The organism is Streptomyces sp. NPDC048337 (genome assembly GCF_043201175.1).
In the GTDB taxonomy this organism is placed as follows: domain Bacteria; phylum Actinomycetota; class Actinomycetes; order Streptomycetales; family Streptomycetaceae; genus Streptomyces.
This window is the reverse complement of the sequence record NZ_JBICYR010000002.1, coordinates 117,922-144,387: the sequence shown is the minus strand read 5'-3', so window position 1 is coordinate 144,387 and position 26,466 is coordinate 117,922. Positions and strand designations below refer to the sequence as shown.

At 72.7% G+C, this 26,466-nt stretch carries 23 protein-coding genes; 14 read left to right on the top strand and 9 right to left on the bottom strand.

Features of this window, described 5'->3' with window-relative positions; genetic code table 11:
• Window positions 1-12: 12 nt before the first annotated feature.
• The 3 genes from ACGFYU_RS03780 to ACGFYU_RS03770 are packed head-to-tail and all read right to left on the bottom strand — an operon-like array spanning window position 13 to window position 2,942.
• Window positions 13-1,401: an NADP-dependent succinic semialdehyde dehydrogenase gene (locus ACGFYU_RS03780; protein ID WP_393825602.1), complete on the bottom strand. Its 1,389-nt coding sequence runs from the start codon at window positions 1,399-1,401 to the stop codon at window positions 13-15.
• Window positions 1,402-1,429: 28 nt separating this feature from the next.
• Window positions 1,430-1,678 (bottom strand): hypothetical protein, encoded by a 249-nt coding sequence (locus tag ACGFYU_RS03775; RefSeq protein WP_393825601.1) that lies wholly within the window; start codon window positions 1,676-1,678, stop codon window positions 1,430-1,432.
• A 37-nt stretch (window positions 1,679-1,715) separates the two neighbouring features.
• Window positions 1,716-2,942 (bottom strand): MFS transporter, encoded by a 1,227-nt coding sequence (locus ACGFYU_RS03770; protein WP_393825600.1) that lies wholly within the window; start codon window positions 2,940-2,942, stop codon window positions 1,716-1,718.
• A 189-nt stretch (window positions 2,943-3,131) separates the two neighbouring features.
• On the opposite strand from ACGFYU_RS03770, the gene ACGFYU_RS03765 reads away from it, so the two are divergent.
• Together ACGFYU_RS03765 and ACGFYU_RS03760 are read left to right on the top strand one after the other, a co-directional pair.
• Complete coding sequence (locus ACGFYU_RS03765; protein ID WP_393825599.1) at window positions 3,132-5,195, top strand: discoidin domain-containing protein; 2,064 nt, start codon at window positions 3,132-3,134, stop codon at window positions 5,193-5,195.
• 71 nt (window positions 5,196-5,266) lie between these two features.
• Window positions 5,267-5,890: a TetR/AcrR family transcriptional regulator gene (locus ACGFYU_RS03760; protein WP_393825598.1), complete on the top strand. Its 624-nt coding sequence runs from the start codon at window positions 5,267-5,269 to the stop codon at window positions 5,888-5,890.
• Window positions 5,891-5,893: 3 nt separating this feature from the next.
• On the opposite strand, the gene ACGFYU_RS03755 is transcribed toward ACGFYU_RS03760, so the two are convergent.
• The 3 genes from ACGFYU_RS03755 to ACGFYU_RS03745 all read right to left on the bottom strand — a co-directional run bounded on the left by ACGFYU_RS03755 (window position 5,894) and on the right by ACGFYU_RS03745 (window position 9,329).
• Entirely contained in the window at window positions 5,894-6,574 is a 681-nt protein-coding gene (locus ACGFYU_RS03755) for a TetR/AcrR family transcriptional regulator (protein ID WP_393825597.1), read from the bottom strand.
• An 85-nt stretch (window positions 6,575-6,659) separates the two neighbouring features.
• Window positions 6,660-7,535 (bottom strand): pirin family protein, encoded by an 876-nt coding sequence (locus ACGFYU_RS03750; protein ID WP_393825596.1) that lies wholly within the window; start codon window positions 7,533-7,535, stop codon window positions 6,660-6,662.
• A 138-nt stretch (window positions 7,536-7,673) separates the two neighbouring features.
• Entirely contained in the window at window positions 7,674-9,329 is a 1,656-nt protein-coding gene (locus ACGFYU_RS03745; protein WP_393825595.1) for an FAD-dependent oxidoreductase, read from the bottom strand.
• Between the two features lie 149 nt (window positions 9,330-9,478).
• On the opposite strand from ACGFYU_RS03745, the gene ACGFYU_RS03740 reads away from it, so the two are divergent.
• Both ACGFYU_RS03740 and ACGFYU_RS03735 read left to right on the top strand, forming a co-directional pair.
• Complete coding sequence (locus ACGFYU_RS03740) at window positions 9,479-10,597, top strand: SchA/CurD-like domain-containing protein (RefSeq protein WP_393825594.1); 1,119 nt, start codon at window positions 9,479-9,481, stop codon at window positions 10,595-10,597.
• 13 nt (window positions 10,598-10,610) lie between these two features.
• Window positions 10,611-10,871, top strand: a complete 261-nt coding sequence (locus tag ACGFYU_RS03735; protein WP_393825593.1) for an acyl carrier protein — start codon at window positions 10,611-10,613, stop codon at window positions 10,869-10,871.
• A gap of 89 nt (window positions 10,872-10,960) precedes the next feature.
• Here ACGFYU_RS03735 and ACGFYU_RS03730 read toward each other — a convergent pair whose 3' ends face one another.
• Together ACGFYU_RS03730 and ACGFYU_RS03725 are read right to left on the bottom strand one after the other, a co-directional pair.
• Window positions 10,961-12,043, bottom strand: coding sequence for a methyltransferase (locus ACGFYU_RS03730; protein ID WP_393825592.1), 1,083 nt, complete (start codon window positions 12,041-12,043; stop codon window positions 10,961-10,963).
• A 35-nt stretch (window positions 12,044-12,078) separates the two neighbouring features.
• Window positions 12,079-13,149 carry a nitrous oxide reductase family maturation protein NosD gene (locus ACGFYU_RS03725; RefSeq protein WP_393825591.1) on the bottom strand — a complete coding sequence of 357 codons (1,071 nt, stop codon included), beginning with the start codon at window positions 13,147-13,149 and terminating at the stop codon, window positions 12,079-12,081.
• A gap of 264 nt (window positions 13,150-13,413) precedes the next feature.
• Here ACGFYU_RS03725 and ACGFYU_RS03720 point away from each other — a divergent pair, with 264 nt between their 5' ends.
• Together ACGFYU_RS03720 and ACGFYU_RS03715 are read left to right on the top strand one after the other, a co-directional pair.
• Window positions 13,414-13,776: a hypothetical protein gene (locus tag ACGFYU_RS03720; RefSeq protein ID WP_393825590.1), complete on the top strand. Its 363-nt coding sequence runs from the start codon at window positions 13,414-13,416 to the stop codon at window positions 13,774-13,776.
• Window positions 13,777-13,954: 178 nt separating this feature from the next.
• On the top strand, window positions 13,955-17,701 hold the full coding sequence (locus tag ACGFYU_RS03715) for a helix-turn-helix domain-containing protein (protein WP_393825589.1): 3,747 nt from the start codon (window positions 13,955-13,957) through the stop codon (window positions 17,699-17,701).
• Here the strand turns inward: ACGFYU_RS03715 and ACGFYU_RS03710 are convergent.
• Entirely contained in the window at window positions 17,698-18,267 is a 570-nt protein-coding gene (locus ACGFYU_RS03710) for a helix-turn-helix domain-containing protein (protein ID WP_393825588.1), read from the bottom strand. The genes ACGFYU_RS03715 and ACGFYU_RS03710 overlap by 4 nt on opposite strands.
• Window positions 18,268-18,420: 153 nt before the next feature.
• On the opposite strand from ACGFYU_RS03710, the gene ACGFYU_RS03705 reads away from it, so the two are divergent.
• From ACGFYU_RS03705 to ACGFYU_RS03670, 8 genes are all read left to right on the top strand, one after another.
• Entirely contained in the window at window positions 18,421-19,200 is a 780-nt protein-coding gene (locus ACGFYU_RS03705; protein WP_393825587.1) for an ABC transporter permease, read from the top strand.
• Complete coding sequence (locus ACGFYU_RS03700) at window positions 19,197-19,913, top strand: ABC transporter ATP-binding protein (protein ID WP_393825586.1); 717 nt, start codon at window positions 19,197-19,199, stop codon at window positions 19,911-19,913. Before ACGFYU_RS03705 ends, ACGFYU_RS03700 begins: the two co-directional genes overlap by 4 nt.
• Before the next feature lie 142 nt (window positions 19,914-20,055).
• Window positions 20,056-21,054, top strand: coding sequence for an ABC transporter substrate-binding protein (locus ACGFYU_RS03695; protein WP_393825585.1), 999 nt, complete (start codon window positions 20,056-20,058; stop codon window positions 21,052-21,054).
• A 34-nt stretch (window positions 21,055-21,088) separates the two neighbouring features.
• Entirely contained in the window at window positions 21,089-22,198 is a 1,110-nt protein-coding gene (locus tag ACGFYU_RS03690; protein ID WP_393825584.1) for an aryl-sulfate sulfotransferase, read from the top strand.
• A gap of 134 nt (window positions 22,199-22,332) precedes the next feature.
• Window positions 22,333-23,295 carry an amino acid ABC transporter permease gene (locus ACGFYU_RS03685; RefSeq protein WP_393825976.1) on the top strand — a complete coding sequence of 321 codons (963 nt, stop codon included), beginning with the start codon at window positions 22,333-22,335 and terminating at the stop codon, window positions 23,293-23,295.
• Window positions 23,292-24,056, top strand: a complete 765-nt coding sequence (locus ACGFYU_RS03680) for an amino acid ABC transporter ATP-binding protein (RefSeq protein ID WP_393825583.1) — start codon at window positions 23,292-23,294, stop codon at window positions 24,054-24,056. The genes ACGFYU_RS03685 and ACGFYU_RS03680 overlap by 4 nt, the downstream gene beginning before the upstream one ends.
• Window positions 24,057-24,106: 50 nt before the next feature.
• Complete coding sequence (locus tag ACGFYU_RS03675; protein WP_393825582.1) at window positions 24,107-25,123, top strand: transporter substrate-binding domain-containing protein; 1,017 nt, start codon at window positions 24,107-24,109, stop codon at window positions 25,121-25,123.
• 164 nt (window positions 25,124-25,287) lie between these two features.
• On the top strand, window positions 25,288-26,460 hold the full coding sequence (locus tag ACGFYU_RS03670) for an LLM class flavin-dependent oxidoreductase (protein WP_393825975.1): 1,173 nt from the start codon (window positions 25,288-25,290) through the stop codon (window positions 26,458-26,460).
• Window positions 26,461-26,466: the final 6 nt, after the last annotated feature.

The window sequence follows — 26,466 nt, the reverse complement described above, 5'->3', positions numbered from 1 at the left end:
CGGAGCAACCGCCTAGCGCTGCCAGACCGTGGTGATGTTGCAGAACTCTCGGATGCCGTGGCCGGACAGCTCGCGCCCGTAGCCGGACCGCTTGACGCCGCCGAAGGGGAGAGCCGGGTGCGAGGCGGTCATACCGTTGACGAAGACGCCGCCCGCCTGGAGGTCGTCCGCGAAGCGGGCGATGTCCGCGTCGTCGCGGGTCCATACGTTGGAACTGAGGCCGAAGGGCGTGTCGTTGGCCCGCTCGACGGCCTCGTCCAGGCTGTCCACTCGGTAGAGCGTGGCGACGGGGCCGAAGGCCTCCTCCTGGTCGATGCGCATGGCGTGGGTGACGTCCGCGAGGATCGTCGGCTCGTAGAACCAGCCGTTCTCGAACCCGGGCGGGCGCCGGCCGCCGCACAGGACCGTCGCGCCGTGCTCCACGGCGTCGTCGACCAGCTCCTCCAGGTCACTCCGGCCCGCCTCGGTGGCCAGCGGGCCCACATCGGTGGTCTCCTCCATCGGGTCGCCCACCGTGAGGGCCGCCATGCCCGCCGTGAAGCGTTCGGCGAACTCGTCGTGGACGTCGGTGTGGACGATGAAGCGCTTGGCGGCGATGCAGGACTGTCCGTTGTTCTGTACCCGGGCGGTGACCGCGGTCCGCGCGGCCTGGGCGATGTCGGCGGACGGCATCACGACGAACGGGTCGCTGCCGCCCAGCTCCAGGACGGTCTTCTTGACCACGTCCCCGGCCACGGCGGCGACCGCGCGGCCGGCGGGCTCGCTGCCCGTCAGGGTGGCCGCGGCCACCCTGGGGTCGCGCAGCACGCCCTCCACGGCCGCCGAACCGATGAGCAGGGTCTGGAAGCAGCCGCGGGGGAAGCCGGCCCGGTGGAAGAGGTCGCCGAGGTAGAGGGCGGTCCGGGGCACGTTCGAGGCGTGCTTGAGCAGGCCCACGTTGCCGGCCATCAGGGCGGGCGCGGCGAACCGGACGACCTGCCAGAGCGGGAAGTTCCACGGCATGACGGCGAGGATCACCCCGAGCGGCCGGTAGGAGACGCGGACCGCGGAGGCCCCGGCGTCGCTCACGTCGACGTCGGCGGGCATCTCGTCGGAGAGGAGGGATTCCGCGCGGTCGGCGTACCAGCGCATGGACTTCGCGCACTTGGCGGCCTCGGCGCGGGCCGCCGCGAGCGGTTTGCCCATCTCGGTGGTCATGGTCCGCGCGATGTCCTCCAGCTCCTCCTCCAGGAGCTCGGCCGCGCGGATCAGGAGCCCGCGCCGCTCGGCGAAGGAGGTGCGCCGGTAGGTGGCGGCCGTCTCCGCGGCGTCCGCCAGGCACCGCTCGACGCCGGCCGCGCCGAGGGCGTCGAAGGTCTGCAGTGTCTGGCCGGTGGCCGGGTTCACGGTGGCGATGGGCATGGTTCGGCCTTCCTGTGCGTGGGGGACGTCAGCCGTTGCCCACCGCGTCGTCGCAGGCGGGGCAGATCCGGCCGGCGTGCTCCGGGGCGTACCACGGGGCCCCGGGATCCGCGTGCGGCTCGGCCGGGGCCGCTTCCATGGCGAAGGTGTCCCGGCCGCAGAAGGTCCGCGGGCCGGGCACCGAGGTCGTTCCGGGGGCGGCAGGGACCGCATGCACGCGCAGGACCGACCGTGCGTCGTCGCCCGCCAGCTCGTACACCACGAGAATCCCGCTCATACCTCGACGGTAGGCCGCGGCGGGGAGACGCGCCCGGTCAGCGGGAGACCTCCGCCGTACGCGGCGCACCGCCCCGGGCGACCGGCCCCGGCCAGAACGCCGCCCGGTCGGCGGTCGGCAGGAGCGCCACCGCCAGTACGGGGAACAGCGCGGTCAGCGCGAAGGCCGGGGTGTAGCCCCGGTCGGCGATGAGCGCGCCGACCAGCGGCGGGACGAGGACCACCGCGGCGTGCTGCCCCATCCCGTGCACTCCCAGGGCCCGGCCCGCCCACTCGGGGCCGGCGTACTCGGCGACGGCCGTGTTGTGCAGCCCGTTGGTGCTGACCGTCAGACCCGAGGCGAGCAGCAGGGCCGCCGTGGCGAACGGCGAGTCCCAGGCGGCTCCGGCCGTGAGCAGGACCAGGTTCGCCGCCGTGGCCGCCGCGAGCAGCCGCATCGGGCGGATCCGGCCGCCCACCCGGTCGGACCACCAGCCCGCGAACAGCCGCACCCCGGCCCCGGCCAGGTTGGCCACGGCCAGTACCCCGCCGGCGGCGGCCGGGGACCAGCCGCGCGCCTCGGTCAGGAAGAGCAGGGAGAACCCGGTCACCACGAACTGCGGCACGCACAGCACCGCGGCCGCGCCGTGCAGCCGCCACAGGTAGCCGCCGCCGTAGGGCACGGAGGTCCGTACGCCGGCCGGCCGGCCGGGTCGCGGCGGGTCGACGGCGAACAGGGCGATGGCCAGCCCCGTGACCCCGCACAGCGCGGCGCAGAAGCCGAAGGCCGCGGACAGGCCGCCGTGGTGGGCGATCGGCGGCAGGGCGGCGGCGGCCAGCCCGGTGCCGAGCGGCTGTGAGGCCTGTCGGACGCCCATCGCGATCCCGCGCCGGTCGGGCGGGAACCAACCGATGACCAGGCGCCCGGAGGCCGAGTGGACGGAGCATCCGGTGGCCCCGGTGAGGACCAGCAGCGCGCCGACCGCCCACACGCCGCGTACGGATGCCGCCGCGGCCAGCACCCCGGCGGCGGCCAGCAGTCCGGTGGCCAGGGCCTTCTGCTCCCCGTACCGGTCGGCGACCACGCCCCAGCCGATCAGGCCGAGCAGGATCCCGATGACCGGGCAGGTGACGAGCAGGCCGGCGGCGCCCAGCGAGAGCCCGAGTTCCCGCTGGAAGGCGGGGAGCAGGTAGGGCAGTCCGTAGAGCACGACGGTACTGGCGGTCTGGCCGCCGGTACCCAGGGCCAGCATCAGCCAACTGCGCGGTATCCGCTCCTCGTTCATGCCTCACCCTAACCAGCATGCCGGAATGTGAGACAACTTGTTTCACATATCGAGACTACCTGAGAACGCGGCCTGACGGCACATCAGGTCAACCGTCCCGGACTCTTGACTGTGTTACCGCCGGTAGCCATCCTCGTTCCCAACCTTGTGTGGTCCATGACAATCCAGCCGAAGACGTGAGTGATGACCATGACCCGACCCCCACACCGCAGGCGAAGGCCGCTCGCGGTTCTGTCGTTGCTCCTCGCCGTGGTGGCCATGGTGCTCGGCCCCGTGCCCAGCTCCGCCGCCTCCGACGCCGACTGGTGGAACCCGGTCGCGCGGCCCGCGCCCGACTCCCAGATCAACGTCACCGGCGAGCCCTTCAAGGGGACCGACGCCCAGGGGCGGGTCCGGGGCTTCGTCGACGCGCACGACCACCTCATGTCCAACGAGGGCTTCGGCGGCCGGCTCATCTGCGGCAAGCCGTTCTCCGACCTGGGCGTCGCCGACGCGCTCAAGGACTGCCCCGAGCACTACCCCGACGGCACGCTCGCCGTCTTCGACTTCATCACCAAGGGCGGTGACGGCAAGCACGACCCGAACGGCTGGCCGACCTTCAAGGACTGGCCCGCCCACGACTCGCTCACCCACCAGCAGAACTACTACGCCTGGGTGGAGCGGGCCTGGCGCGGCGGCCAGCGCGTCCTCGTCAACGACCTCGTCACCAACGGGGTGATCTGCTCGGTCTACTTCTTCAAGGACCGCGGCTGCGACGAGATGACCGCCATCCGCCTGGAGGCGCAGAAGACCTACGACATGCAGGCGTTCATCGACAAGATGTACGGCGGCCCCGGAAAGGGCTGGTTCCGCATCGTCACCGACTCCGCCCAGGCCCGCGACGTCATCAAGCAGGGCAAGCTGGCCGTCATCCTGGGCGTGGAGACCTCCGAGCCCTTCGGCTGCAAGCAGATCCTGGACGTCGGGCAGTGCAGCAAGGCGGACATCGACCGCGGCCTGGACGAACTGCACCGCCTCGGCGTGCGCAGCATGTTCCTGTGCCACAAGTTCGACAACGCCCTGTGCGGGGTCCGCTTCGACGAGGGTGCGCTCGGCACCGCGATCAACGTGGGCCAGTTCCTGTCGACCGGCACCTTCTGGCAGACGGAGCAGTGCACCGGCCCGCAGCACGACAACCCCATCGGGCTCGCGGCGGCGCCCGCCGCGCAGAAGGAGCTCCCGGCAGGCGTGTCGGTGCCCTCGTACGCGGCGGACGCGCGGTGCAACTCCCGCGGTCTCACCGAACTCGGCGAGTACGCGGTGCGCGGGCTGATGAAACGCAAGATGATGCTGGAGATCGACCACATGGGCGTCAAGGCCGCGGGCCGGGCCTTCGACATCCTGGAGTCCGAGTCGTACCCGGGCGTGATCTCCTCGCACAGCTGGATGGACCTGGACTGGACCGAGCGGGTCTACAAGCTCGGCGGCTTCGTCGCCAGCTACATGAGCGGCGCCGAGGGATTCAGCGCCGAGGCCAAGCGCACGGACGCGCTGCGCGACAAGTACAACGTGGGCTACGGCTACGGCACCGACATGAACGGCGTCGGCGGCTGGCCCGGACCGCGCGGCGCGGACGCCCCGAACCCGGTCCGCTACCCCTTCCGCAGCACCGACGGCGGCTCCGTCATCGACAGGCAGACCACCGGCTCGCGCACCTGGGACCTCAACACCGACGGCGCCGCCCACTACGGCCTGGTCCCGGACTGGATCGAGGACATCCGCAACGTCGGCGGGCAAGGCGTGGTGGACGACCTGTTCAAGGGCGCGGAGTCCTACCTGACCACCTGGGGCAACTCCGAGAAGCACAAGGCCGGGGTCAACCTCGCCACGGGCTCGTCCGCGTCGGCCTCCACCAGCCAGTGGTGGAACCCGTTCGTCGACTTCTCCCCCGGCCGGGCCGTGGACGGCGACTCGGGCAGCCGCTGGGCGAGCGAGTGGAACGACGACCAGTGGCTGCGGATCGACCTCGGTTCCGCGAGCCTCGTGGGGCGCGTCACCCTCGACTGGGAGCGCGCGTACGGGAAGGCGTACCGCATCGAGGTCTCCACGGACGGCAGCACCTGGCAGAACGTGTGGTCCACGACCACGAGTGACGGCGGCCTGGACACCGCCCGGTTCTCCGGGGTGACGGCCCGCTACGTCCGCGTCCAGGGGGTCCAGCGCGCCACTCAGTGGGGCTACTCCCTGCACGAGGTCGGCGTGTACAGCAGCTGACCCGGGGCGGCCGGGGGGGGGGGGCGGGCCCCCCCCCCCCGGCCGCCTTCCCCGAACGCGAAGGGAACCCCATGGCACGGCAGTCCTTGGCCGAGCGGCGCAGGCAGCTCACCGAGGCCGCTCTCCGCGCGATGACCCGCGACGGCGTCGCGAAGACGACGACCCGGTCCATCGCGGCCGAGGCGGGCGTGTCGCTGAGCGTCTTCCACTACTGCTTCGACTCCAAGCAGGTGCTGCTGGAATCGGTGATCGAGGCGATCACCGAGCACTACATCACGGTGGTGAAGGAGGCGATCCGGCCGCGGGCCACCCTACGGGAGACCATCCGGGCCGGCTTCCGGGCGTACTGGGAGCACGTGTGCGCCCACCCCGGCGAGCACATGCTCACCTACGAGCTCACGCAGTACGCGCTGCGCCAGCCGGGCTTCGAGCACCTCGCGCGGCGCCAGTACGAGCTGTACGCCGACACCTACACCGAACTCATCGAAGAGCTGGGCCGCAGCATGGACTTCGAGCTCCGGGTCCCGGCCCCCACCCTGGCCCGCTATCTGGCGGCCATGACCGACGGGCTGACCCTGAGTCTGCTCGTCCTCGGCAAGGACGCCGCCCCCGTCTCGGCGGACATCCTCGACACGATCACCGACCACGTCGCGAACCTCGTCGGCGACGGGATCCGCGGGGAACCGGTCCCCTGACGCCTACTTCCCGCCCGGGACGGCGTAGCGCGCCAGGAAGAGGTCGACCCCGGCGGAGATGACGTGGGCGAGCTCGGCGTCGTCGATCTCCGAGTCGGGCGCGAAGGTGTGGACCAGCTGGAGGACTCCGACCGTGGACGCGACCAGCTGCTGGACGGCGAGCGCGGGATCGGGGGTGTCGAGCCGTCCGCGCTTGTTGAGTTCGACGACGGCCTCGGTCATCGGCCCGTTGTTCATGTCGTAGGTGACCCGGTACCAGAGCCGGCCCAGCTGCGGGAAGCGCTCCGTCTCCCCGATGACCAGACGGCGCAGCGACACGATGTCGCGGCGCAGCAGCACCCGGGCCCAGTCGGTGTGCAGCCGGATCAGCGCCTCCCGCAGGTCGGGGGCCTCGGCGAGGGCGGAGTTGCAGGGCTCCAGGCCGGCGTACGTCTGGGGCAGGATGCCCGCGATGACCGCGAGGAACAGCCGTTCCTTGTTGCCGAAGTGCTTGTAGATCGTCGCCTTGGACACGCCCGAGCGGCTGGTGATGGCGTCCATGGAGGCCGCGGAGTAGCCCTCGGCCAGGAACTCGGTGACCGCCGCGTCGATGATCGCCTGCCGCTTGCGCTGGGCGGCGTCGGAGGGGCCGGGGATGATCGGAATCCCGAACTCGTCGGTGGCGTTCGTCGTCTCGGCGTCCATGGGGGTCCTTCGCGTCTGCCGCGTCGCAGGTGAGGGGGCGGAGGTCCAGTATATGAACTGAACCGTTCGGTCTTCCACCGGGCGGTCACACCGCGACGCGCCCCATCAGGCCGCGACGGTAGTCGCTCTCCGCCTGCCGGAGCTCGGCCACGGTGTTCATGACGAAGGGGCCGCTGCGGGCCACGGGCTCGCCGATGGGCTCGCCCGCCAGGACCAGCACCTCGGCCGCCGCCTCCGGGGCTTCGACCGTGAACCGCTCGCCGTCCCGGCCGAGGATCGCGAGGTGGCCGTCCGGGAGCGTGCTGTCGGGGGTGGCCGCGCTGCCGGACAGCACGTACAGCACGGCGTTGTGCCCGCGCGGGACGTCGAACTCGGCGCGGCCGCCCGCCGCGAGCCGGGCGTGCACCACCAGCACGGGGGTGTGGGTCCCGAAGGGGCCGGTCACCCCGTGGGTGGTACCGGCGATCACCTTGAGCTCGGCGCCGCCGTCGGTCGGGACGGCGGGGATGTCGGCCGGGGAGGCGTACTGGACGCGCGGCGGCGTCGACTTCAGGCGGGCCGGGAGGTTGACCCATATCTGGAGCAGGTGCTGCGGTCCCCCCTCGGCGAGCAGGCCGGGGGTGGGGCGGGCGAGGTGGACGACGCCGGAGCCGGCGGTGAGCCACTGGACCTCGCCGGGGTTCATGACCCGCTTGTTGCCCTCGGAGTCGATGTCCTCCATGGCCCCGTCGATGACGTACTGGATGGTCTCGAACCCGCGGTGGGGGTGGGCGGGGGCGCCCTTCGCCTCGTATGGGGCGAGCTGGTGGGGTCCCACCTGGTCGACCATCAGGAAGGGGTCCAGGTAAGGGAGTTCGGGCTGCGGGAAGGGCCTGCGGACCGGGAATCCCTCGCCTTCGAAGGTGTGGAAGGGGCGGATGACGCGGGCGGTGGAGCGCACGGTGGCGGCGGTGATGTCCATGGGTGAAATGAACTATACGATTCAGTTCACTGTCAAGACTAAACCGATTAGTTCATTACGTGGCCGCCCCGGTGCCGGACACGACCGATCCCCCTGCGCCGCCCGCGCTCCGGCGGTGCAGGGGGATCGGAGGGGAGGTCAGGACCGGAAGAGCAGCGTGCTCATGACCTTGTGGAGGACGGTTTCCGGATCGTCGACCGCCCCCTCCGAGCGCCAGGCCACGAAGCCGTCCGGGCGGACGACGAGTGCACCGGCCTGCGTCGTGCCGTGGACCTCGGCCCAGTCGGCACCGTCCTGCGGCACCAGGTCGGCCTCCGGGCCGGTGCCGATCTCGTACGCGTCCATGGCCACCTCCAGCCTCTTGGCCACGGAACGCGCCGCCGCCCGCCACGGACTGCCCTCGGAGCAGAGCACCACGAAGGACCGCTCGTAGAGGTCCACCGTGGACTTGCGCTCCCCGGACTCGGTGAGCCACATGTGCGGGGCGCGCGTACCCGGATCGCCGACGAGCCTCATCCGCTCGGGGACGACGGGCGCCTCCGGGTCGGTGCCCAGCACAGCGCCCTCCCGGTAGCGGTAGCCCATGGCCACGGAAAGCACCCCGCTCTGGCGCCCGCCGCGCGGGCCGGGTGCCGTGTCGGCGGCCGGGGCGGGGTCGGGCTCGTAGCCGGGATGGCTGTGCTCGGCCGAGCGGGCCGAGGCGCGCTCGCTCGTGGCCCGCGCGACCGGCAGCCGCTCGGCCTCGTACGTCTCCAGCAGCCCAGGGCCCGCCGTGCCGCCCAGCACCGCGGCCAGCTTCCACGCCAGGTTGTGCGCGTCCTGGATGCCGGTGTTCGAACCGAACGCCCCGGTGGGCGACATCTCGTGGGCGGAGTCGCCGGCGAGGAAGACCCGCCCGGCCGCGTACCGTTCGGCGACCCGCTCCGCGGCGTGCCACGGAGCCTTCCCGTCGATCCGGACGTCCAGGTCCGGCGCTCCGACCGCCCGCCGGATGTGCGCGATGCAGCGCTCGTCGGTGAAGTCCTCCATCGTCTCGCCCCGGTCGGGGTGCCAGGGCGCGTGGAAGACCCACCGCTCGCGGTTGTCCACGGGCAGCAGGGCCCCGTCCGCGTCGGGCTTGGTCAGGTAGCAGACGATGAAGCGGCGGTCGCCGACCACCTCCGCGAGGCCGCGGGACCGGAAGGTGATGCTCACGTTGTGGAACAGGTCCCCGTGGCCGCTCTGGCCGATGCGGAGCTGTTCCCGGACGGGGCTGCGCGGCCCGTCGGCGGCGACGAGGTAGTCCGCGCGCACGGTGCTGTGTTCCCCGGTGTCCCGGTTCTTCACGATCGCGGTCACACCGGTGTCGTCGAGGTTGAAGGAGAGGAGTTCGGTGGAGAACCGCAGCTCCGCCCCGAGGGTGGGGGTCACGGACATCAGGACCGGCTCGATGTCGTTCTGGCTGCACAGGCACCATGCCGACGGGCTGAAGCGGGCGAGCCTGCCACCGGGATCGATCTCCTCGAACAGCCACTCCTGGTCGTCACCGGTCAGGGAGCCGCCCTGGAGGATGCCGTGGTTGTCGGCCAGGACCGAGGCGGCCTCGCGGATCCGGGCCTCCACACCGGCGACCCGGAACAGCTCCATGGTCCGTACGTTGATACCGCGTCCGCGTGGGTGCAGGGAGGTACCCGCATGCTTCTCGACCAGCATGTGCCCGATGCCGTGCCGGCCCAGGAAGAGCGAGGTGCACAGGCCCACCAGCGAGCCGCCCACGATGAGGACGGGGACGCGGTGGTCGACGTTTTCCTTCATGGCTCTTCCATGCCCTGTACGAGGGCCGTTCCCTCGCCCGTTCACCCGCTTGGTGCTCCCCTCTCGCGCGCATGGCGCCAGCGGACAACGATCGGGTTCGGGTGGTGCCGACCCCGTGGCGACCGCGAAGTCTCGAAGGAGTGTGAACGATGACAACCTTGTCTGAACGGATATCCCAGTCCGCCTTCGACGGCTCGAGGCTTCGGGTCGTGCTGCTGCTGGACCTGTACGACGGAGCCCAGAACCAGTTCCTGGAGGTGTACGAGCGCCTGCGCAATCAGGTGGCCTCCGTACCCGGGCACATCAGCGACGAGTTGTGCCAGTCGATCGAGAATCCCTCGCAGTGGCTCATCACCAGCGAATGGGAGAGCGCCCCGCGCTTCCTCGCGTGGGTGAACAGCGAGGACCACGTCGCCTCGGTCCAGCCGCTGCACGGCTGCGTACGCGACACCCGCTCGCTTCGGTTCAGCGTGATGCGGGTGACCGGGACCACCCCGGCGCCCGAACGCCTGGCCTCCCTCGCCCCGGCCACGGTCCCCCGGCGGGGCGACGGCATCGTGCGCCACGCCCTCACCTTCACCGTCAAGCCGGGCAGCGAAGCCGTCGTCGCGGAACTGCTGGCCGGCTACACCTCCCCGCAGGCCCAGGTCGACGAGAAGACCCGGCTGCACCGCACCTCCGTCTTCATGCACGGCAACCGCGTCGTACGGGCGGTCGAGGTCGAGGGCGACCTCCTCGTGGCCCTGCGCCACGTGGCCGGCCAACCCCAGGTCAGGGCTCTGGAAGAGGCAATCAACCCGTACCTGGAGCAGGACCGGGACCTGACCGATCCGGCGTCGGCCCGCCTGTTCTTCACCCGTGCGGCGGTCCCCGCGGTCCACCACGTCGCAACCCGCGGGCCCGAGTCCGACGCCATCCGGCGGCACGCGCTCTTCTACCCGGCCAAGGACGGGTGCGGCATGGCGCTCGCCCGGCTGCTGGCGGGCCAGGACGAGGCCGCGGTCGACGACCCGGAGAATCCGATCGAGGCCAGCACCGTCTTCCAGCGCGACGACTTCGTCGTCCGGCTGCTCGACATGCGCGGTCCGCTCGCCGCCCGTCCCGCGCTGGCGCTCGGCGTCGAGGGCGGCAACAAGGCGGCCGTGCTCGCCCGGCTGCTCGACAGCGCCAAGGACGGCGTCCCCACCACCGACGTGGAGATCTCGCAGTTCCTCGCGCGCTCCGAAATGCGTCTGATCACCGACCGGCGTACGCCGGTGCAAGCCTGAGGAGATGGCCGTCATGACCGCTCGACTGACGATGGAAGAACTGGCCGCCCTGATGAAGAAGGGCGCCGGCGTGACCGTCGACCCCGCCGCCATGGCGAGCCGCCCCGACTCGGGCTTCGACGAGTGGGGTCTCGACTCCCTCGGGCTCCTCGGCATCGTCGGGGAGCTGGAGACCCGCCACAGCCGTCCGCTGCCCGCCGACGCCGACCGCTGCAAGTCGCCGCGGGAGTTCCTCGACCTCGTCAACAACAGCCTCATGACGGGAACGGCCTGACGGCGGCGCCCGCACCACGCCCCCGGGACCGGCTCCGTGCCGGTCTCGGGGGCGTTCGGCGTTCGCCTCCGATGTGAGGGCGGCCGGGGTCAGCCGGGCACCGCGCACTCGAAGGCGTGCAGGTAGGCGTTGACCGGGCGGATCTCGCCGAGCACCAGTCCGGCCTCCGTCATACGGGTGACCAGGCTGCCCTTGGTGTGCTTCGCGCCGCCCACGTTGAGGAGCAGCAGCAGGTCCATGGCGGTGGTGAACCTCATCGACGGGGTGTCGTCCACGAGGTTCTCGATGATGACGACCCTGGCCCCGGGGCGGGCCGCCCCGATGACGTTGCGCAGGGTCCTGCGGGTGCTGTCGTCGTCCCACTCCAGGATGTTCTTGATGATGTACAGATCGGCCTGGACCGGGATGGCCTCGCGGCAGTCCCCGGGAACGATGGCGGCCCGGTCGGCGAGCGGCCCGCCCTCCCGCAGCCGGGGGTCCGCCTTGGCCGCCACTCCCGGCAGGTCGAGCAGGACCCCTCGTACGTCCGGGTGCTTCTCCAGCAGGCTCGCCAGGACGTGCCCCTGGCCGCCGCCGATGTCCGCGACCACCGAGACTCCGGTGAGGTCGAGGAGTTCCGCGACGTCCAGGGCCGACTGCATGCTGGAGGTGGTCATGGCCCGGTTGAACACGTGGGCCGATTCGTGCGCGTCCTGGTGCAGGTAGTCGAAGAAGCCCTTGCCGAACAGCTCGTGGAACACGCTTCCGCCGGAGCGGACCGCGTCCTCCAGCCGGGGCCAGGCCTGCCAGGTCCAGGGCTCGGTGCACCACAGGGAGATGTAGCGCAGGCTGTGCGGATCGTCCTCGCGCAGCAGCCGTGACATCTCCGTGTGGACGAAGGTCCCGTCCGCCCTCTCCGCGAAGATCCCGTAGCAGGACAGGGCGCGGAGCAGCCGGTGCAGCGGCTTCGGTTCGCAGTCCAGCGCCGCCGCGAGCTCGGCGGCGGTGGCGGGCGACTCCCCGAGCGCGTCGGCCACGCCGAGGCGCGCGGCCGCCCGTACGGCGGCGGCGCAGGCCGCCCCGAAGACGAGCTCGCGCAGCCGCATGGCGGGCTGGGCGGCGGGGGTGTCGGTGGCGAGGGTGGTGGGGGTGGGGGTGGGGGTCGGTGTGGGGGTCGGACTTACCGTGGTCATGTGGCCTCGATTCCTCTGCGGAGGGGCGACACTGGTCAGCACATCCCTGCGGGCTGGGAGGTCACGCACTGGTTGTCCAGGAACCTGTTGCCGGTTCCGGTTCCCGTGTTGGCGAGGTCCGCCGGCAGGTTGTCCCGTACGTCGTTGTCCTGGATGACGTTGTCGGTGTTCTTGGCGCCCACGAAGCTCTTGAAGAGCAGGATTCCGCCCGAGAGTGGCGAGGAGCCCCTGTTGCCCCGGATGGAGTTCGAACGGACGACCGTGTCCTCGGCTCCGGTGAGGACGATGCCGACGCCCTGGATGTCGGGGAGGCGGGTGTTGCCCTTGCAGAACCTGTTGTTCTCGTGGATCTCGTTGCCTCTGATGGTCATGTCCCCGGCGCCCGGATCGCCCTCGTCGCCGACGACGAACACGCCGCCGCAGTTGCCGGTGACGATGTTGTCGGTGACGTCGAGGTTCCTGACGCGCCGGACCGTGACCCCGATCCGGTTGCCGGTCAGCATGTTGTCGTCGACCAGCGCGCCCAGGGTGTCGGTGGCGCCGCCCTCGCGCTCGATGGTGTTGGCGAGGAAGATGCCGGACTCGGCGTTGTCGCGGGCGAGGTTGCGGCGGAACACCCCGCGCGTGGATCGCTCCTGTGCGATGCCCCAGGTTCCGTTGTCCTCCGAGGTCACCCGCTCGACCTTCATCCGGTCGGTGCGGGAGGCCCAGATGCCGCTCTTCTTGAAGCCCGTGATTTTCAGCTGCCGGATCGTCACCCGGTCGACGGGCTTCTCGGCCGTCCCTATGACGCAGATACCGTTGCCCGACTGTACGCAGGCGTTGTCGGCGCGCCGCGCGGGAGCGGCGGCCGGCGGCGTGATCACGGTCTTGGCGCCGGACCCGCTCAGGGTCAGGGGCTTCGTGATGTGCACGCTCTCGTGGTAGGTGCCGGCGAGCACGGTGATGCTGTCACCCGGCTGTGCGGCGTCCACCGCTTCCTGGATCGATTCTCCCGGATGCACCGTGTGCCTGGCCGCCGCGGCGGCGGGCGGCGTCGCCACGCCGAGGCCTGCGGCCATGACGACGGAGATGCATGCGAGGACCGTGAACTGTCGGTTCGTCACGAAACCGAAGTTATGGGCGATCACCGCCTCTCGCCACACCGGGTGAGCGGATGGATACCTCCGGTGGGCAAACGGCCTCATTTTGAGGGCCGTCGGAGTGTACGGCCCGCCGCCGGCCGGGTTGCCCGTGCTCGCGCGGCCGGGCTGGTCGCGGGGGGTTTCCCGGGCGGCCCCCGGAGAGGCAACGGGCAACCCGTCGACCGGGCCGCCCGCCCGGCCGCAGTCTGGAGCCGTCCGCACCGGGCAAGACCACGAGGGGAAATCATGCGCAAGATGTTCCGCGGCGCCGCCGCGCTCGCCACCGCAGCCGCCGCCCTGATCGCACTCAGCGGTACGGCCCTGGGCCAGCCGGCCGACGCGTGGGCCGGCTGCCCGGACGGGGCGGTCTGCATCTACCCCCAGAACCAGAACCCCGCCGTGAAGCCGACCCACGTCTTCTACAGCTACGGGGCCCACAACCTGACCGATCAGTACGGGAACCACTGGGTCCTCAACAACCAGTACGGCGGTGCGACCGCAAACCTGTGCACCGGCTCCAACGGGGCCGGCTGCGGCAACCCCATCGCTGCCAAGACCGGGGTCTACGCCGACCTCACGCCCATCAACTCGATCCGCCTGAACCCGTAGGACACACCCCGTCAGGACCGCTTCCGGGGCCGCCGTCCGGCGGCCCCGGGCGTTCTTGTTTTCGTCATACCACCCCCAAGACCGGGCCGTACGTCCGACCCCCGCTGTAGCCTGGGCCCTGCCGTACCGCTGCTCCCCCAGCTACCGCTGGGAGGTGCCCCCAGGGCGGCGCCGTGCCATGGGGGATGCTGTGGGGGATCCGGACCGTCGACGGAAGACCGAGCGCCAGCGCGAATCACCGGACACGGCCGTCCCGTCCTTCCCCGCGCGGTTGCGGCGTCTGCGGGTGCAACGGGGAATGTCACTGGCCGACCTGGCCCGGCGGACGCACTACAGCAAGGGCTACCTGAGCAAGATCGAGACCGGGGCCAAGCGCGTCACGGTGGATGTCGCACGGCGCTGCGACGAGGTGCTGGGGGCGGGGGGCGAACTGCTGCGGATGGCGTACGAGACGGAGGTCCCGCCGCCGGAGGGCGCGTGTCCGTACCGCGGGCTGTCGGCCTTCACGGCGCAGGACGCGCGCTGGTTCTTCGGCCGCGAGCGGGCGACCGCCGAGCTGGTGGAGCGGGTCTTCGAGCGGATCGGGCGCGGGCCGCTGATGCTGGTGGCCCCCTCGGGCGCCGGCAAGTCCTCCCTGCTGAACGCGGGCCTCGTACCGGCCCTGCGGCGCCCCGGCGGCTTCCCGATGGCGGGCGCCGACACCTGGCCGGTGGTGCGGTTCACCCCCACGGCGCATCCGCTGGAGGAGCTGCTGGACCGCACGGCGAAGGTGCTGGGCAGCGATCCCGGGATCGGCGTGCGGGAGGTGCGGGAGCGGCCGCGGGTGCTGCTCGAAGCCGTCCGCCGGCTGTGGGACGGGGAGCGCGACCGGGAATCCCCACCCGCCCGGCCGGTGCTGATCGTCGATCAGTTCGAGGAGCTGTTCACCCTCTGCCCCGACGAGGACGAGCGGAGCGCCTTCGTACGGGTGCTCACGGCCCTGGCCACCGCCTGCCCGGCGGGTACCGGGCCCGACCACCCCGCCGTGGTGGTGCTCGGCCTACGGGCCGACTTCTCCGGGAGCTGCCTGGAGCTGCCGGAGCTGGCCTCCGTCTTCACCGAGGGGCTGTTCGTCCTGCCCCCGATGTCCGTGGCGGAGCTGCGGGAGTCGATCACGCGCCCGGCGGAGCTCGCCGGGCTGACCCTCGAACCGGGCCTGGTCCCCCTGCTCCTGCGCGATGCCGGGACGCCCTCCGGCGCGCTGCCGCTGGTCTCCCACGCGCTGATGGCCACGTGGCGGCGGCGCTCCGGGGCGACGCTGACCGTCGCCGGGTACGAGCTCACCGGCGGCATCCAGGGCGCGATCGCGCACACCGCCGAGGCGGTCTTCGCCCGCCTGTACCCGGACGGGCAGCGGACGATCCGCCGGACCCTGGTGCGGCTGGTGCACGTCTCCGAGGGTACGGGCGCCACGCGCCGCCGGATGGGCCGGACCGCGCTGATGGAGCAGTCGGCGGACGCGGAGCGGGCCGGGGCCGCCCTCGACGCCTTCGTGCGGGCCCGGCTGGTCACCATGGACAGCGACACCGTCGAGATCACCCACGAGGCCCTGCTGCACGCCTGGCCGCGGCTGCGCGGCTGGATCCACGAGGACCGGGCGGGCCTCCTGATCCACCAGCAGCTGTCGCACGCCGCCGCCGAATGGGAGCGCGAGGGCCGCGATCCCTCCGCCCTCTACCGCGGGACCCGGCTGGACACGGCCCGCGCCTGGGCCGAGGAGGGCGGAGCGGCCGATCGGCGGGGCGGCCGGAGCCGGCTCGGCCCGCTGGAGGAGGCCTTCCTGCGGGCGAGCCTGGCCGGGGAGGACGCCCGTGCGCGGCAGGCCCGCCGCCAGGTGCGGCTGCGGCAGCGGATGCTGGCCACGCTCGTCGTCCTGCTGGTCCTCGCCGTGGGCGCGGGCGGGCTGGCGTACCAGCAGCGGGCGGGCGCGCTGGGCCAGGAACGCGTCGCCCGCTCGCGGGCGCTGGCCCTGCAGTCCGCGGCGCTGGCCGCGGGCCGGCCGGAGGCGTCGATGCTGCTGGCCGGGGAGGCGTACCGGACGGCCGCGACGACCGAGGCGCGGGGCGCGCTGCTGAGCACACAGGCGCAGCCGTTCATCGCCCGGCTCGGCGGCCACGGCGGGCCGGTGAACGCGGTGGCCTTCGCGCCGGGCAACGGCACGCTCGCGACCGCCGGTTCGGACGGGAAGGTGACCCTGCGGCGGGTGGCCGACCGGCGGACGCTCGCCACCTTCGCCCTGGCCGGGCGGGTGCGGGCGGTCGCCTTCAGCCCCGACGGCCGCACCCTCGCGGCCACGTCCACGGACGGCCCGGCACGGCTGTGGGACACCGCCGCCCACCGGGCGGTGGGGGTCCTCCCGGCGAGCACCGCCGGCGCCCGGGCCGTGGCCTTCGCCCCCGACGGGCGGGTGCTGGCCGTCGCGGCGCCCGACGGGACCATCCGGCTGTGGGAGGCCGGGGGCGACCACCGGCCCGTGGGGGTGCTCGCGGGCCACTCCGGGAGGGTCAACGCGCTGGCGTACGCCCCGGACGGCCGCACCCTGGTCTCGGCCGGAGCCGACCGCACCGTACGCCTGTGGGACCCGGTGGGGGCCCGGCAGCCGGCCGTGCTCGAAGGGCACACGGACGAGGTGCTGGGGGCCGCGTTCGCGCCGGACGGCCGGACGGTCGCCACCGGGGGCGTGGACCGGACCGTACGGCTGTGGGACGTGGCCGGGAGGCGGGCGGCCGCCACGCTGACGGGCCACAGCGACGACGTCAACGGCGTCGCCTACACCCCGGACGGGACGACGGTCGTCAGCGCGGGCGGCGACGGTACGACCCGGCTGTGGGACGTGCGCGGCGGCCGGCTGACGGCGACGCTCGCCGGGCACACCGACTACCTGCTCGGGGTGGCGGTGGACCCCGCCGGAGCGGTGCTGGCCACGGCCGGCTTCGACCAGTCGGTGGTCCTGTGGGACCTGCGCGGCGCGGTGCTGACGTCGCGTCCGTTCACGGAGGTCTGGCACGCCGCCTACAGCCCGGACGGCGGACTGCTGGCCACCGCCGAAGCGGACCACGCGGTCCGGCTGTGGGACGTCGCGGGCCGCCGGGCCGTGGCCGCGTTCGCCGGGCACGACGAGACCGTCTTCGCGGTGGCCTTCGCCCCCGACGGGCGGCTCCTGGCGTCGGCGGGCTCCGACGGCACGGTCCGGCTGTGGGACGTGGCGGCGCGCGGCCCGGCGGGCATCCTCACCGGCCAGGGCGGGACGGTGTTCTCGGTGGCCTTCTCACCGGACGGGCGGACCCTGGCCTCGGCCGGTTCGGACGGCACGGTCCGGCTGTGGGACGTTGCGGCGCGGCGGCAGCTCGCCGTGCTGAGCGGCCACACGGACTTCGCCAACGACGTGGTGTTCAGCCCCGACGGGCGCACCCTGGCCAGCGGCGGCGACGATCTGACGGTCCGTCTGTGGGACGTGGCGGGTCGCCGGCCGCTGGCCGTGCTCACCGGTCACACGGGCGCGGTTCGGGGCGTGGCCTACAGCCCGGACGGCCGGACGCTCGCGAGCAGCGGAAACGACGGCACCGTACGCCTGTGGGACGCCCGGCTGCACCGCCTGGAGGCGTCGCTGACCGGACACACCGGCTCGGCGCGGGGCATCGCTTTCTCCCCCGACGGCCGCACACTGGCCAGCAGCGGCAACGACCGTACGGTGCGGCTGTGGGACGTGCCGGCCCGGCGCCCGGTGGCGGCGCTGGCGGGCCACGCGAACGCGGTGTGGAGCGTGGCCTTCGCCCCCGACGGCCGGACGGTGGCGAGCAGCAGCACCGACGGCACCGTACGGCTGTGGAGCCTGGACATCGGGGCCCGGCTGGCGGCGGTGGACCGACTGCGGGACGGCACCTAGCCGTTCGCGATGACCAGCAGGGTGCGGGCCGCGGTGGGGCCCGTGAGGCGGCAGCGGTGCGGGACCTCGCCGCGGTGGTGGGCGCTCTGGCCGGCGCGCAGGGTCAGCGGTTCCTCGCCCTCGAGCTCCAGGACGATCTCGCCCTCCAGGACGTAGAGGAAGTCCTCGCCGGGGTGTTCGAACCAGCCGCGCTCTCCTCGGCCGGGCTCGAAGTGGTGCTCGTAAGCCTCCATCAGCCCGCTGCGCCCGCCCGGGATGAGGACCTGGGCGACCTGCCCCGCGGCCTCGCTGACGCGGATCACCTGCGGGTCGCTCTCGTGGCTGACCGTGCCCGGGCGGCCCGGCGGCCGCAGGAACGTACCGGGGGTGACGTCCAGGGCCTCGGCGATCCGGTAGATGGAGCTGAGGCTGGGCGTGGCGAGTCCGCGTTCGAGCTGGCTGAGGAAGGGCTGGGAGAGGCCGGAGCGGGTGGCGAGTGCGGCCATGGAGACGCCGCGCTGCTTGCGGCAGCCGCGGATCACCCGTCCGACCTCGATCGCTTCGGGCGTGGGTTCGGGGCGAGACACGCTGGCGAACGTACCTCATGGCCGATCCAGCGCCGGGTGGTCCCGGGAGGTTTCGCACTGCCGCAACACTCCCTTCATAAGCATGGTCAATTATTGACCTCGCTTATGAATGACGTCCTCCGACGACCGGGGACACGACCGAGGAGCCGCCCCGTGCACGCCACCCCCTCACCGCCCGGCGGCGCCCTGGCCCGGCTCGGTCCGGCCCTGGGCGCGGCCGGTGCCGTACTCGCGCTGTGGTACCTGCTCGCCCGCTCCGGCGGGGTGGCCCCGGGGCTGCTCCCGACCCCGGCGCAGACCGCGGCCGCGCTGGCGGACAGCGCCCGCAGCGGCGTCCTGGCCGCCGACCTCGGCGCCAGCCTGGCCCGGGCGGGACAGGGCTTCGCCCTCGGTGCGGTCGTCGGCGGCGCCCTCGGCTTCACCACCGGCTACCTGCCGAAGCTGTCCGCCGCCGTCACGCCCGTCATCTCCTTCCTCCGTCCGATCCCCGCCATCGCCCTCGTGCCGCTGGCGACCGCCTGGTTCGGCATCGGCGAGACCGCCAAGCGGCTGCTGATCGCGTACGCCGTCCTCCTCGCGGTCTGGCTGTACGTGCACGACGGGGTCTCCCGGGTGCCCGTCACCCACCTGCGGGCGGCCCGGACCCTGGGCGCTCCGCTGCACCGGCGGTTCACCGAGGTGCTGCTGCCCGCCGCCGCGCCGGCCCTGCTCGCGGCGCTGCGCTACGGCGCCTCGGTGGCGCTGCTGGCCCTGGTGGCGGCGGAACTGGGCGGTGCGGACAGCGGGTTGGCGTACCGGCTCCAGGTGGACGGCCAGTTCCTGCGCGTGGACCGGATGTTCGCGGGGCTGCTCGTGCTCGGGCTGCTGGGCGTGGCCGTCGACCTCGTGCTGGCCGCCGTCGGCCGCCGGTTCGTGCACTGGGGTGCGTCATGAGCCAACGGGTGCGGCTGGAGGGGTTGTCCGCCGGCTACGGGGGCGCGCCGGTGCTGGAGCCGACCGACCTGGATCTGCCCGCCGGGTCGTTCACGGCGCTGCTGGGGCCCAGCGGGTGCGGGAAGTCCACGGTCCTGGGCGCGGTGGCCGGGTTCGTACGGCCCACCGCCGGGCGGGTGACGGCCGGGTCCGAACCGGTGCGCGGGCCGGGCCCGGAGCGGGGCGTGGTCTTCCAGCACTACGCGCTGTTCCCGTGGCGCACGGCGTGCGGCAATGTGGAGTTCGCCCTCAAGCGGCTCGGCCTGCCGCGGGCCGAACGCCGCCGGCGCGCCCTCGCCGCGCTGGCCGAGGTGGGGCTCGCGGACGGCGCGGACAAGTACCCGGCGCAGCTGTCCGGCGGGATGCAGCAACGCGTGGCGCTGGCCCGGGCCCTGGCCGCCGAGCCCGAAGTGCTGCTGATGGACGAGCCGTTCGGGGCCTTGGACGCGCTGACCCGCACCCGGATGCAGACCCTGCTGCGGGAGCTGTGGCAGCGCCGCGGCACCACCGTGCTGTTCGTCACGCACGACATCGACGAGGCGCTGGCCCTCGCCGAGCGGGTGATCGTGCTCGGTGGCGCTCCCGGGCGGGTGCTGGCCGACCACGCCGTACCCGCCGGCCCGCCCGACCCCGGTCTGCGCACGCTGATCGCCACCCACCTCGGCTCCGCCTGACCCCCGCCCCTTCCCCCGTCCGCCGGCCGACCCCACCATGCCCAACCGGCCGCCCGACCCCCGTCCACGCACCCTGACCGCCACCCACCTCGGCTCCGCCTGACCCCGTCTTCTCCCCCGTCCACGGAAGGACCCCTCCCCCATGCCCAGACCCCGCGCGGTGGCCGCCGTACTGCTGGCCGCCATGCTCTCCGCCCTCGCCACCGCCTGCGCCGGATCCGCCGGCCCGGCGGGCGGCGGCGGCCGGCCGGCCGTCGCCCTCGTCGGCAGCGACCACCTCGGCGGCGCGCCCGTCCACGTGGCGCAGGAGCACGCCCTGTGGTCCGCCGAGGGCATCGAGGCCACCGTCACCACCCAGCCCACCGGACGCGACGCCCTCAACGCCGTACTCGGCGGCCAGGCGCAGCTCGGCGTCGTCGGCGACCTGCCCGCGGTGACGGCCGCGCTCGGCGGCCGCGAGCTGCGGATCGTCGCGGACCTGTCCCGGTTCACCGACTGGCGCCTGCTCACCCGCACCGACCGGCAGATCACCGGCTTCGCCGCGCTGAAGGGCCGCAAGGTCGGCGTCCCGCAGGGCACCAACGTCGAGTACGCCCTGTCGCGGATGCTGGCCTCGGCGCAGTTGTCGGCGGCCGACGTCACCGTGGTCAACCTCGCGCCGAACCAGGTCACTCCGGCCCTGGGCCGGGGCGACATCGACGCCGGGGTCACCTTCCCCAGCTCCTACGACGCCGCGCGCACCGCACTCGGCGAGCGGTACGCCGAACTCCCCTTCACCGGCTACACGGCCAGGACCCTCCTCGTCGCCGGACCCTCCGCGAACGAGGAGACCACCACCGCCGTGCTCCGTACGCTGCTGCGCGCCCAGCGGGAGATCGCCGCCGACCCGGCGGCCGCGCGCAAGGCCGTCCTCGCCCAGTCCAAGGGCGCCCTCCAGCCCGGCCACGTCGACGCCTTCCAGCCCCGCTACGCCTACGGCGCCTCCCTCTCCCCCGAGCTGCTCGCGCAGTTGGAGGAGGAAGCCGCCTGGGCGAAGGCCGCCCAGAGCCTGCCCGGCGCCGCCGACCGCGCCGCGCTGCTGCGGTACCTGAACACCGCGCCCCTGACCTCCGTCGACCCGGCCGCCGTCACCGTCCGCTGAACCCCACCACCACGCCCCGTCCGAGGAGATGCGCATGACCGTCGACCAGAACACCCTGCGCCGCCGCGGCGTCGGCCTGATCGCCCACGACCCCGAGCGCAGCTACGGCGGCTACACCCTCTACACGCCGATCACCAGTGCCGGCGAGATCCACCTCGTCGACATCGAGGGCCGCACCGCCCACACCTGGAACTCCCCGCACCCGCCCGGCCGTCAGGCGCAGCTCCTTCCCAACGGCAATCTCTTCTACGCGGCCAAGGACACGAGCAGCCCGACCCTCTTCCCCATCTGGGACGTCTACCACGGCGGCATCTTCCAGGAGCTGGCCCCCGACTCCACCGTGCTCCGCGAGGCCCGGCACCCCTTCCACCACCACGACGCCACCGTCCTGCGCAACGGCAACCTCCTCATCACCGTCGTCGAACCCCTGGACCCCGCCGACGCGGCCCGCATCAAGGGCGGCATCCCCGGCTCCGAGGCCGAGGGCGGGGTCATCTACGGGGACGTCGTCCACGAACTGACCTGGGACGGCGAGGTGGTGTGGCGCTGGGCCGCCATCGAGCACCTCGACCCCGAAGAGGTCCCCCTCAACCCGCACTTCGCCCGCGAGCACTGGCCGATGGCCAACACCGTCAACGAGCTCGCCGACGGCTCCGTCGTGGTGGGCTTCCGCAGCGCGTCCACCACCATCGCCGTCGACCGCTCCACCGGGGATGTCCGGTGGCGGATCGGCCCCGACGTACTGGCGCAGCAGCACCACCCGCACGAGCTGGCCGGCGGCACCATCCTCGTCTTCGACAACGGCACCTACCGCGACACCACCTCCGTGCCGTACTCGCGGGTGCTGGAGATCGACCCGGGCACGGGCAAGGAGGTGTGGTCGTACACGGACAACCCGCCGCAGAACTTCTACAGCCCCTACATGTCGAGCGCGCAGCGCCTGCCCAACGGGAACACCTTCATCGCCGAGGGCTCCTTCGGCCGGCTCTTCGAGGTGACCCCCGGCGGGGACGTGGTGTGGGAGTTCGTGGTCCCGCAGTTCCGTTCCTTCGGCGACGGCGTGGGGCTGGAGTCCTCGGCCGGCGCCCAGAACTCCGTCTTCCGCGCCTACCGTCACGCGGCCGACCAGTTCCCCTGGCTGTAAAGGCAAAACCGCGGTTTCATTTCACCGGGAGGCGTTTTGTGTACGGCGGATGAAAAGGCCGCACGCTTGCGTGGATATCGATATCCGGACCGTTGACAGCGATTCTTCGCCGAATCGAAGCTGCTGCCGTGTCCCTGAAAGAATCACTTCCCCTCGCCGTGCCCGCCGGCCCCTCCGGGCCGCCCGGGCCGGCCGAGCGGGTCCTCCCGCTCCGCCGGCCCGGGCGGTGGATCGCCGGCGCCGTCGTGCTGGTCCTGGTGGCCCAGGCCGCCCACGGGCTGTTCACCAACCCCTTCTACCAGTGGGACCGCTTCGCCTACTGGTTCTTCCGGCCGGTCATCCTGGACGGGCTGTGGATCACCCTCCAGGTGACGGCGTACAGCGCGGTCATCGGCCTGGCCGGCGGGGTGCTGCTCGCCCTCGGGCGACTGTCCGCCAGCCCGGTGCTGCGATGGGTGTGCTGGACGTACATCTGGCTGCTGCGCTCCGTGCCGCTGATCGTCGTCCTCCTCTTCCTCTACAACCTCGGCGCGCTCTACCCCACCCTGAGCGTCGGGGTCCCCTTCGGCCCCTCCTTCCTCACCTTCGACGAGTCCCGGCTCGCCACCGACATGGTCGTGGCGGTCGTGGGACTCGGCCTGGCCGAGGCGGCGTACGCGGCCGAGGTGGTTCGGGCGGGCGTGCTCTCCGTCGACCAGGGCCAGCACGAGGCGGCCGCCGCGCTGGGCCTGCCCAAGCGGTACCAGTTCGCCCGGATCGTCTTCCCGCAGGCGCTGCGGGCGATCGTTCCCGCGTACGTCAACCTGCTGATCGGGCTGGTGAAGGCCACCTCGCTGGTCTTCTACGTGTCCCTGCTCGACCTGTTCGGCTCGGTCCAGGGCCTGGCAGCCACCTACCCCGGCGACGTGGTGCCGCTGCTGCTGGTGGCCACCGTCTGGTACGTGATCCTGACCAGCCTCCTCTCCGTCGTCCAGTTCTACGTGGAGCGGCATTACGCGCGCGGCGCCCTGCGCACCCTGCCGCCCACCCCCGTACAGCGGGCCCGGGCGGCGCTGGGCGACCTGCGGGCCCGCTTCCGTACGGAGACGGCGCGATGACCGCTACCGCGATCGAAGTCCACGACGTGCACAAGTGGTTCGGGGGCCGCCGGGTCCTGGACGGGGTGAACCTGACGGTGCGGCCGGGCACGGTCACCGCGGTCCTGGGGCGCTCGGGCTCCGGGAAGTCCACCCTGCTGCGGGTGATCAACCACCTGGAGAGGCCCGAAGCCGGGTATGTGAGCGTCGGCGGCGAGTTGATCGGCGTACGGCGGCACGGGGACCGGCTCAAGGAGCTGAGCGAGCGGGCGATCCTCGCCCAGCGCGGCCGCATCGGCTTCGTCTTCCAGAACTTCAACCTCTTCCCGCACCTGACCGTGCTGGACAACGTCGCCGCGGCCCCCGTCGCCACCGGCAGACTGAGCCGCCCCGAGGCCCAGGCGCTGGCGCGCGAGCTGCTGGAGCGGGTCGGGCTCGGGGACCGCACCGGCGCCTACCCCCGGCAACTGTCCGGGGGCCAGCAGCAGCGGGTGGCCATCGCCCGTGCCCTGGCACTGCGGCCCGGGGTCATCCTCTTCGACGAACCGACCTCCGCCCTTGACCCCGAACTCGTCGGCGAGGTGCTCTCGGTGATCAAGGACCTGGCCACCGGCGGCACCACGCTGGTCATCGTCACACACGAGATCGGCTTCGCCCGAGAGGTGGCCGACGAGGTCGTCTTCCTCCACGAGGGCCGTGTCGTCGAACAGGGCCCTCCCGAGCAGGTGCTGGACCGACCCGCCCATGCCCGTACGCGGGAGTTCCTGAGCAAGGTGCTCTGACTCGCCCGCGCCCCGCCCCAACCGCCATTCCCGACCCGAAAGGGAACACCATGCAACGCCGACGCTCCCTGCGCACCAGACTCGTCCGCGGCCTCGGCGCCGCGACCGCCACCGTGGCCCTCGCCTCGGCCCTCACCGCGTGCGGCGGCGACGCCGAGGCCACCGGAACCGGCTCCGGCAAGGTCACCGTCGGCGCGGTGTCCAACGGCGCCGCCCAGCAGACGGAGTTGTCCGCCCCGGTCGTCGAGTCCCTGCGCGCCCAGCTGCCCGCGGATGTCCGCGAGCGCGGCGAGCTCGTCATCGGGGCCGGCGCGCTGCCCGGCGGGTTCCCCCCGCTGACGTACGTGGGCACCGACCAGAAGACGCTCACCGGGACGGAGCCCGACCTCGGCCGCCTGGTGGCCGCCACCCTCGGCCTCAAGCCGGTGGTGAAGAACTCCACCTGGGAGAACCTCTTCGTCGGCATCGACAGCGGCAAGGTGGACGTGGCGTTCAGCAACGTCACGGTCACCGAGGAACGCAAGAAGAAGTACGAGTTCGCCTCCTACCGGCAGGACAACCTGGCCTTCGAGGCGCTGAAGGACGACCCCTGGACCTTCGGGGGCGACTACCGCAACCTCGCGGGCAAGACGGTCGCCGTCAGCAAGGGCACCAACCAGGAGAAGATCCTGCTGGAGTGGCAGCAGAAGCTCCGGGCGGAGGGCAAGGACATCACCGTCAAGTACTTCCCGGACTCCAACAGCGCCTACCTGGCCCTGAGCGGGAAGAAGATCGACCTCGACTTCGGCCCCAACCCGACGATCGCCTACCACATCACGCAGACCGCGAACGGCAACGCACCCACCCGCAACGCCGGTTCCTCCTCGGGCGCGGGCGAAACCCTCCAGGGCCTGATCGCGGCGACCTCGAAGAAGGACAGCGGGCTGGCCAAGCCGGTGGCCGAGGCCATCAACCACCTGATCAAGGAGGGACAGTACGGGAAGCTCCTGGCCGCCTGGAACCTGTCCAACGAGGCCGTCACCACCTCCGAGGTGAACCCGCCCGGCCTCCCGCTGACCAACTCATGAGCGCGGCGGTCCGGCACCGGGCAACACAGTCGCCAAATTCCCTTAATATCCCGGTCATTGTATGGCTCAGCCATCGGGCGTAGCGTCGTCGCGAGGAACTCCTTGAACTCCTTTTCGTGATCCCGCGTCCTTTCCCCTTTTCCGTACGGACGATCAGGAAGGCGATATCCGCCGTGTCCGAACTCCATCTCGCCGTCGCCCTCGACGGCGCGGGCCGGCACCCGGCGGCCTGGCGCGAGCCGGGGGCCCGGCCCGCCGAGTTGTTCACCGCCCGCTACTGGGCCGGGCTCGTCGCCGAGGCCGAGGCCGGACTGCTCGACTTCGTCACCTTCGAGGACGGGCTCGCCCTCCAGTCCTCCTCCCCCGACCGTCCCGACGAGCGGACGGACCGGGTCCGCGGGCGGCTGGACGCGGTCCTCACGGCAGCCCGGGTGGCGCCGCTGACCCGGCACATCGGGCTGGTCCCGAGCGTGACCGCCACGCACACCGAGCCCTTCCACATCTCCAAGGCCGTCGCCACCCTCGACCACGTGAGCCGCGGCCGGGCCGGCCTGCGAATCCAGGTGTCCGGACTCCCGTACGAGGGCCGGCACTTCGGCCGGCGCGCCGTCCCGCTCCCCGAGGGCGAGCTGTACGCGGAGGCCGCCGACCACGTCGAGGTGATCCGGCGGCTGTGGGACAGCTGGGAGGACGACGCCGAGATCCGCGACGCCGCCACCGGCCGGTTCGTGGACCGCGACAAGCTCCACTACATCGACTTCGAGGGACGGCACTTCAAGGTCCGGGGACCGTCGATCACTCCGCGCCCGCCGCAGGGCCGGCCGGTCGTGAGCGCGCTGGGCGACAGCGGCCCGGCGTACGGACTCATCGCCCGCTCCGCCGATGTCGGATACGTGGCCGCCCGCGACACCGACGGGGCGCGCGCCGCCGTCACGGCGATCCGCGAGGCCCGTGAGTCCGCCGGGCTCGCGGCCGAGCCCCTGCACCTGTTCGGGGAGCTGACCGTGTTCCTGGACGACGACCACGCGGCGGCCCGCGACCGGCTGGGCCGGCTCGACGCCCTCGCGGGCGAGGCGTACGCCGAGGACGGCGCGGTCTTCGCCGGGACCCCGGCGCAGCTGGCGGACCTGCTCCAGGAGCGCCGGGAAGCGGGCATGTCGGGCTTCCGGCTCCGGCCGGGCGTGCTCGCCCACGACCTGCCCGCCCTCACCCGGGGGCTGGTGCCGGAGCTCCAGCGGCGCGGCGCCTTCCGCCGGGCGTACGAGGCGGACACCCTGCGCGGCCTGCTGGGACTGGCCCGGCCGGCGAGCCGTTACGCCGCGCACCGCGCCGCCTGACCGGCC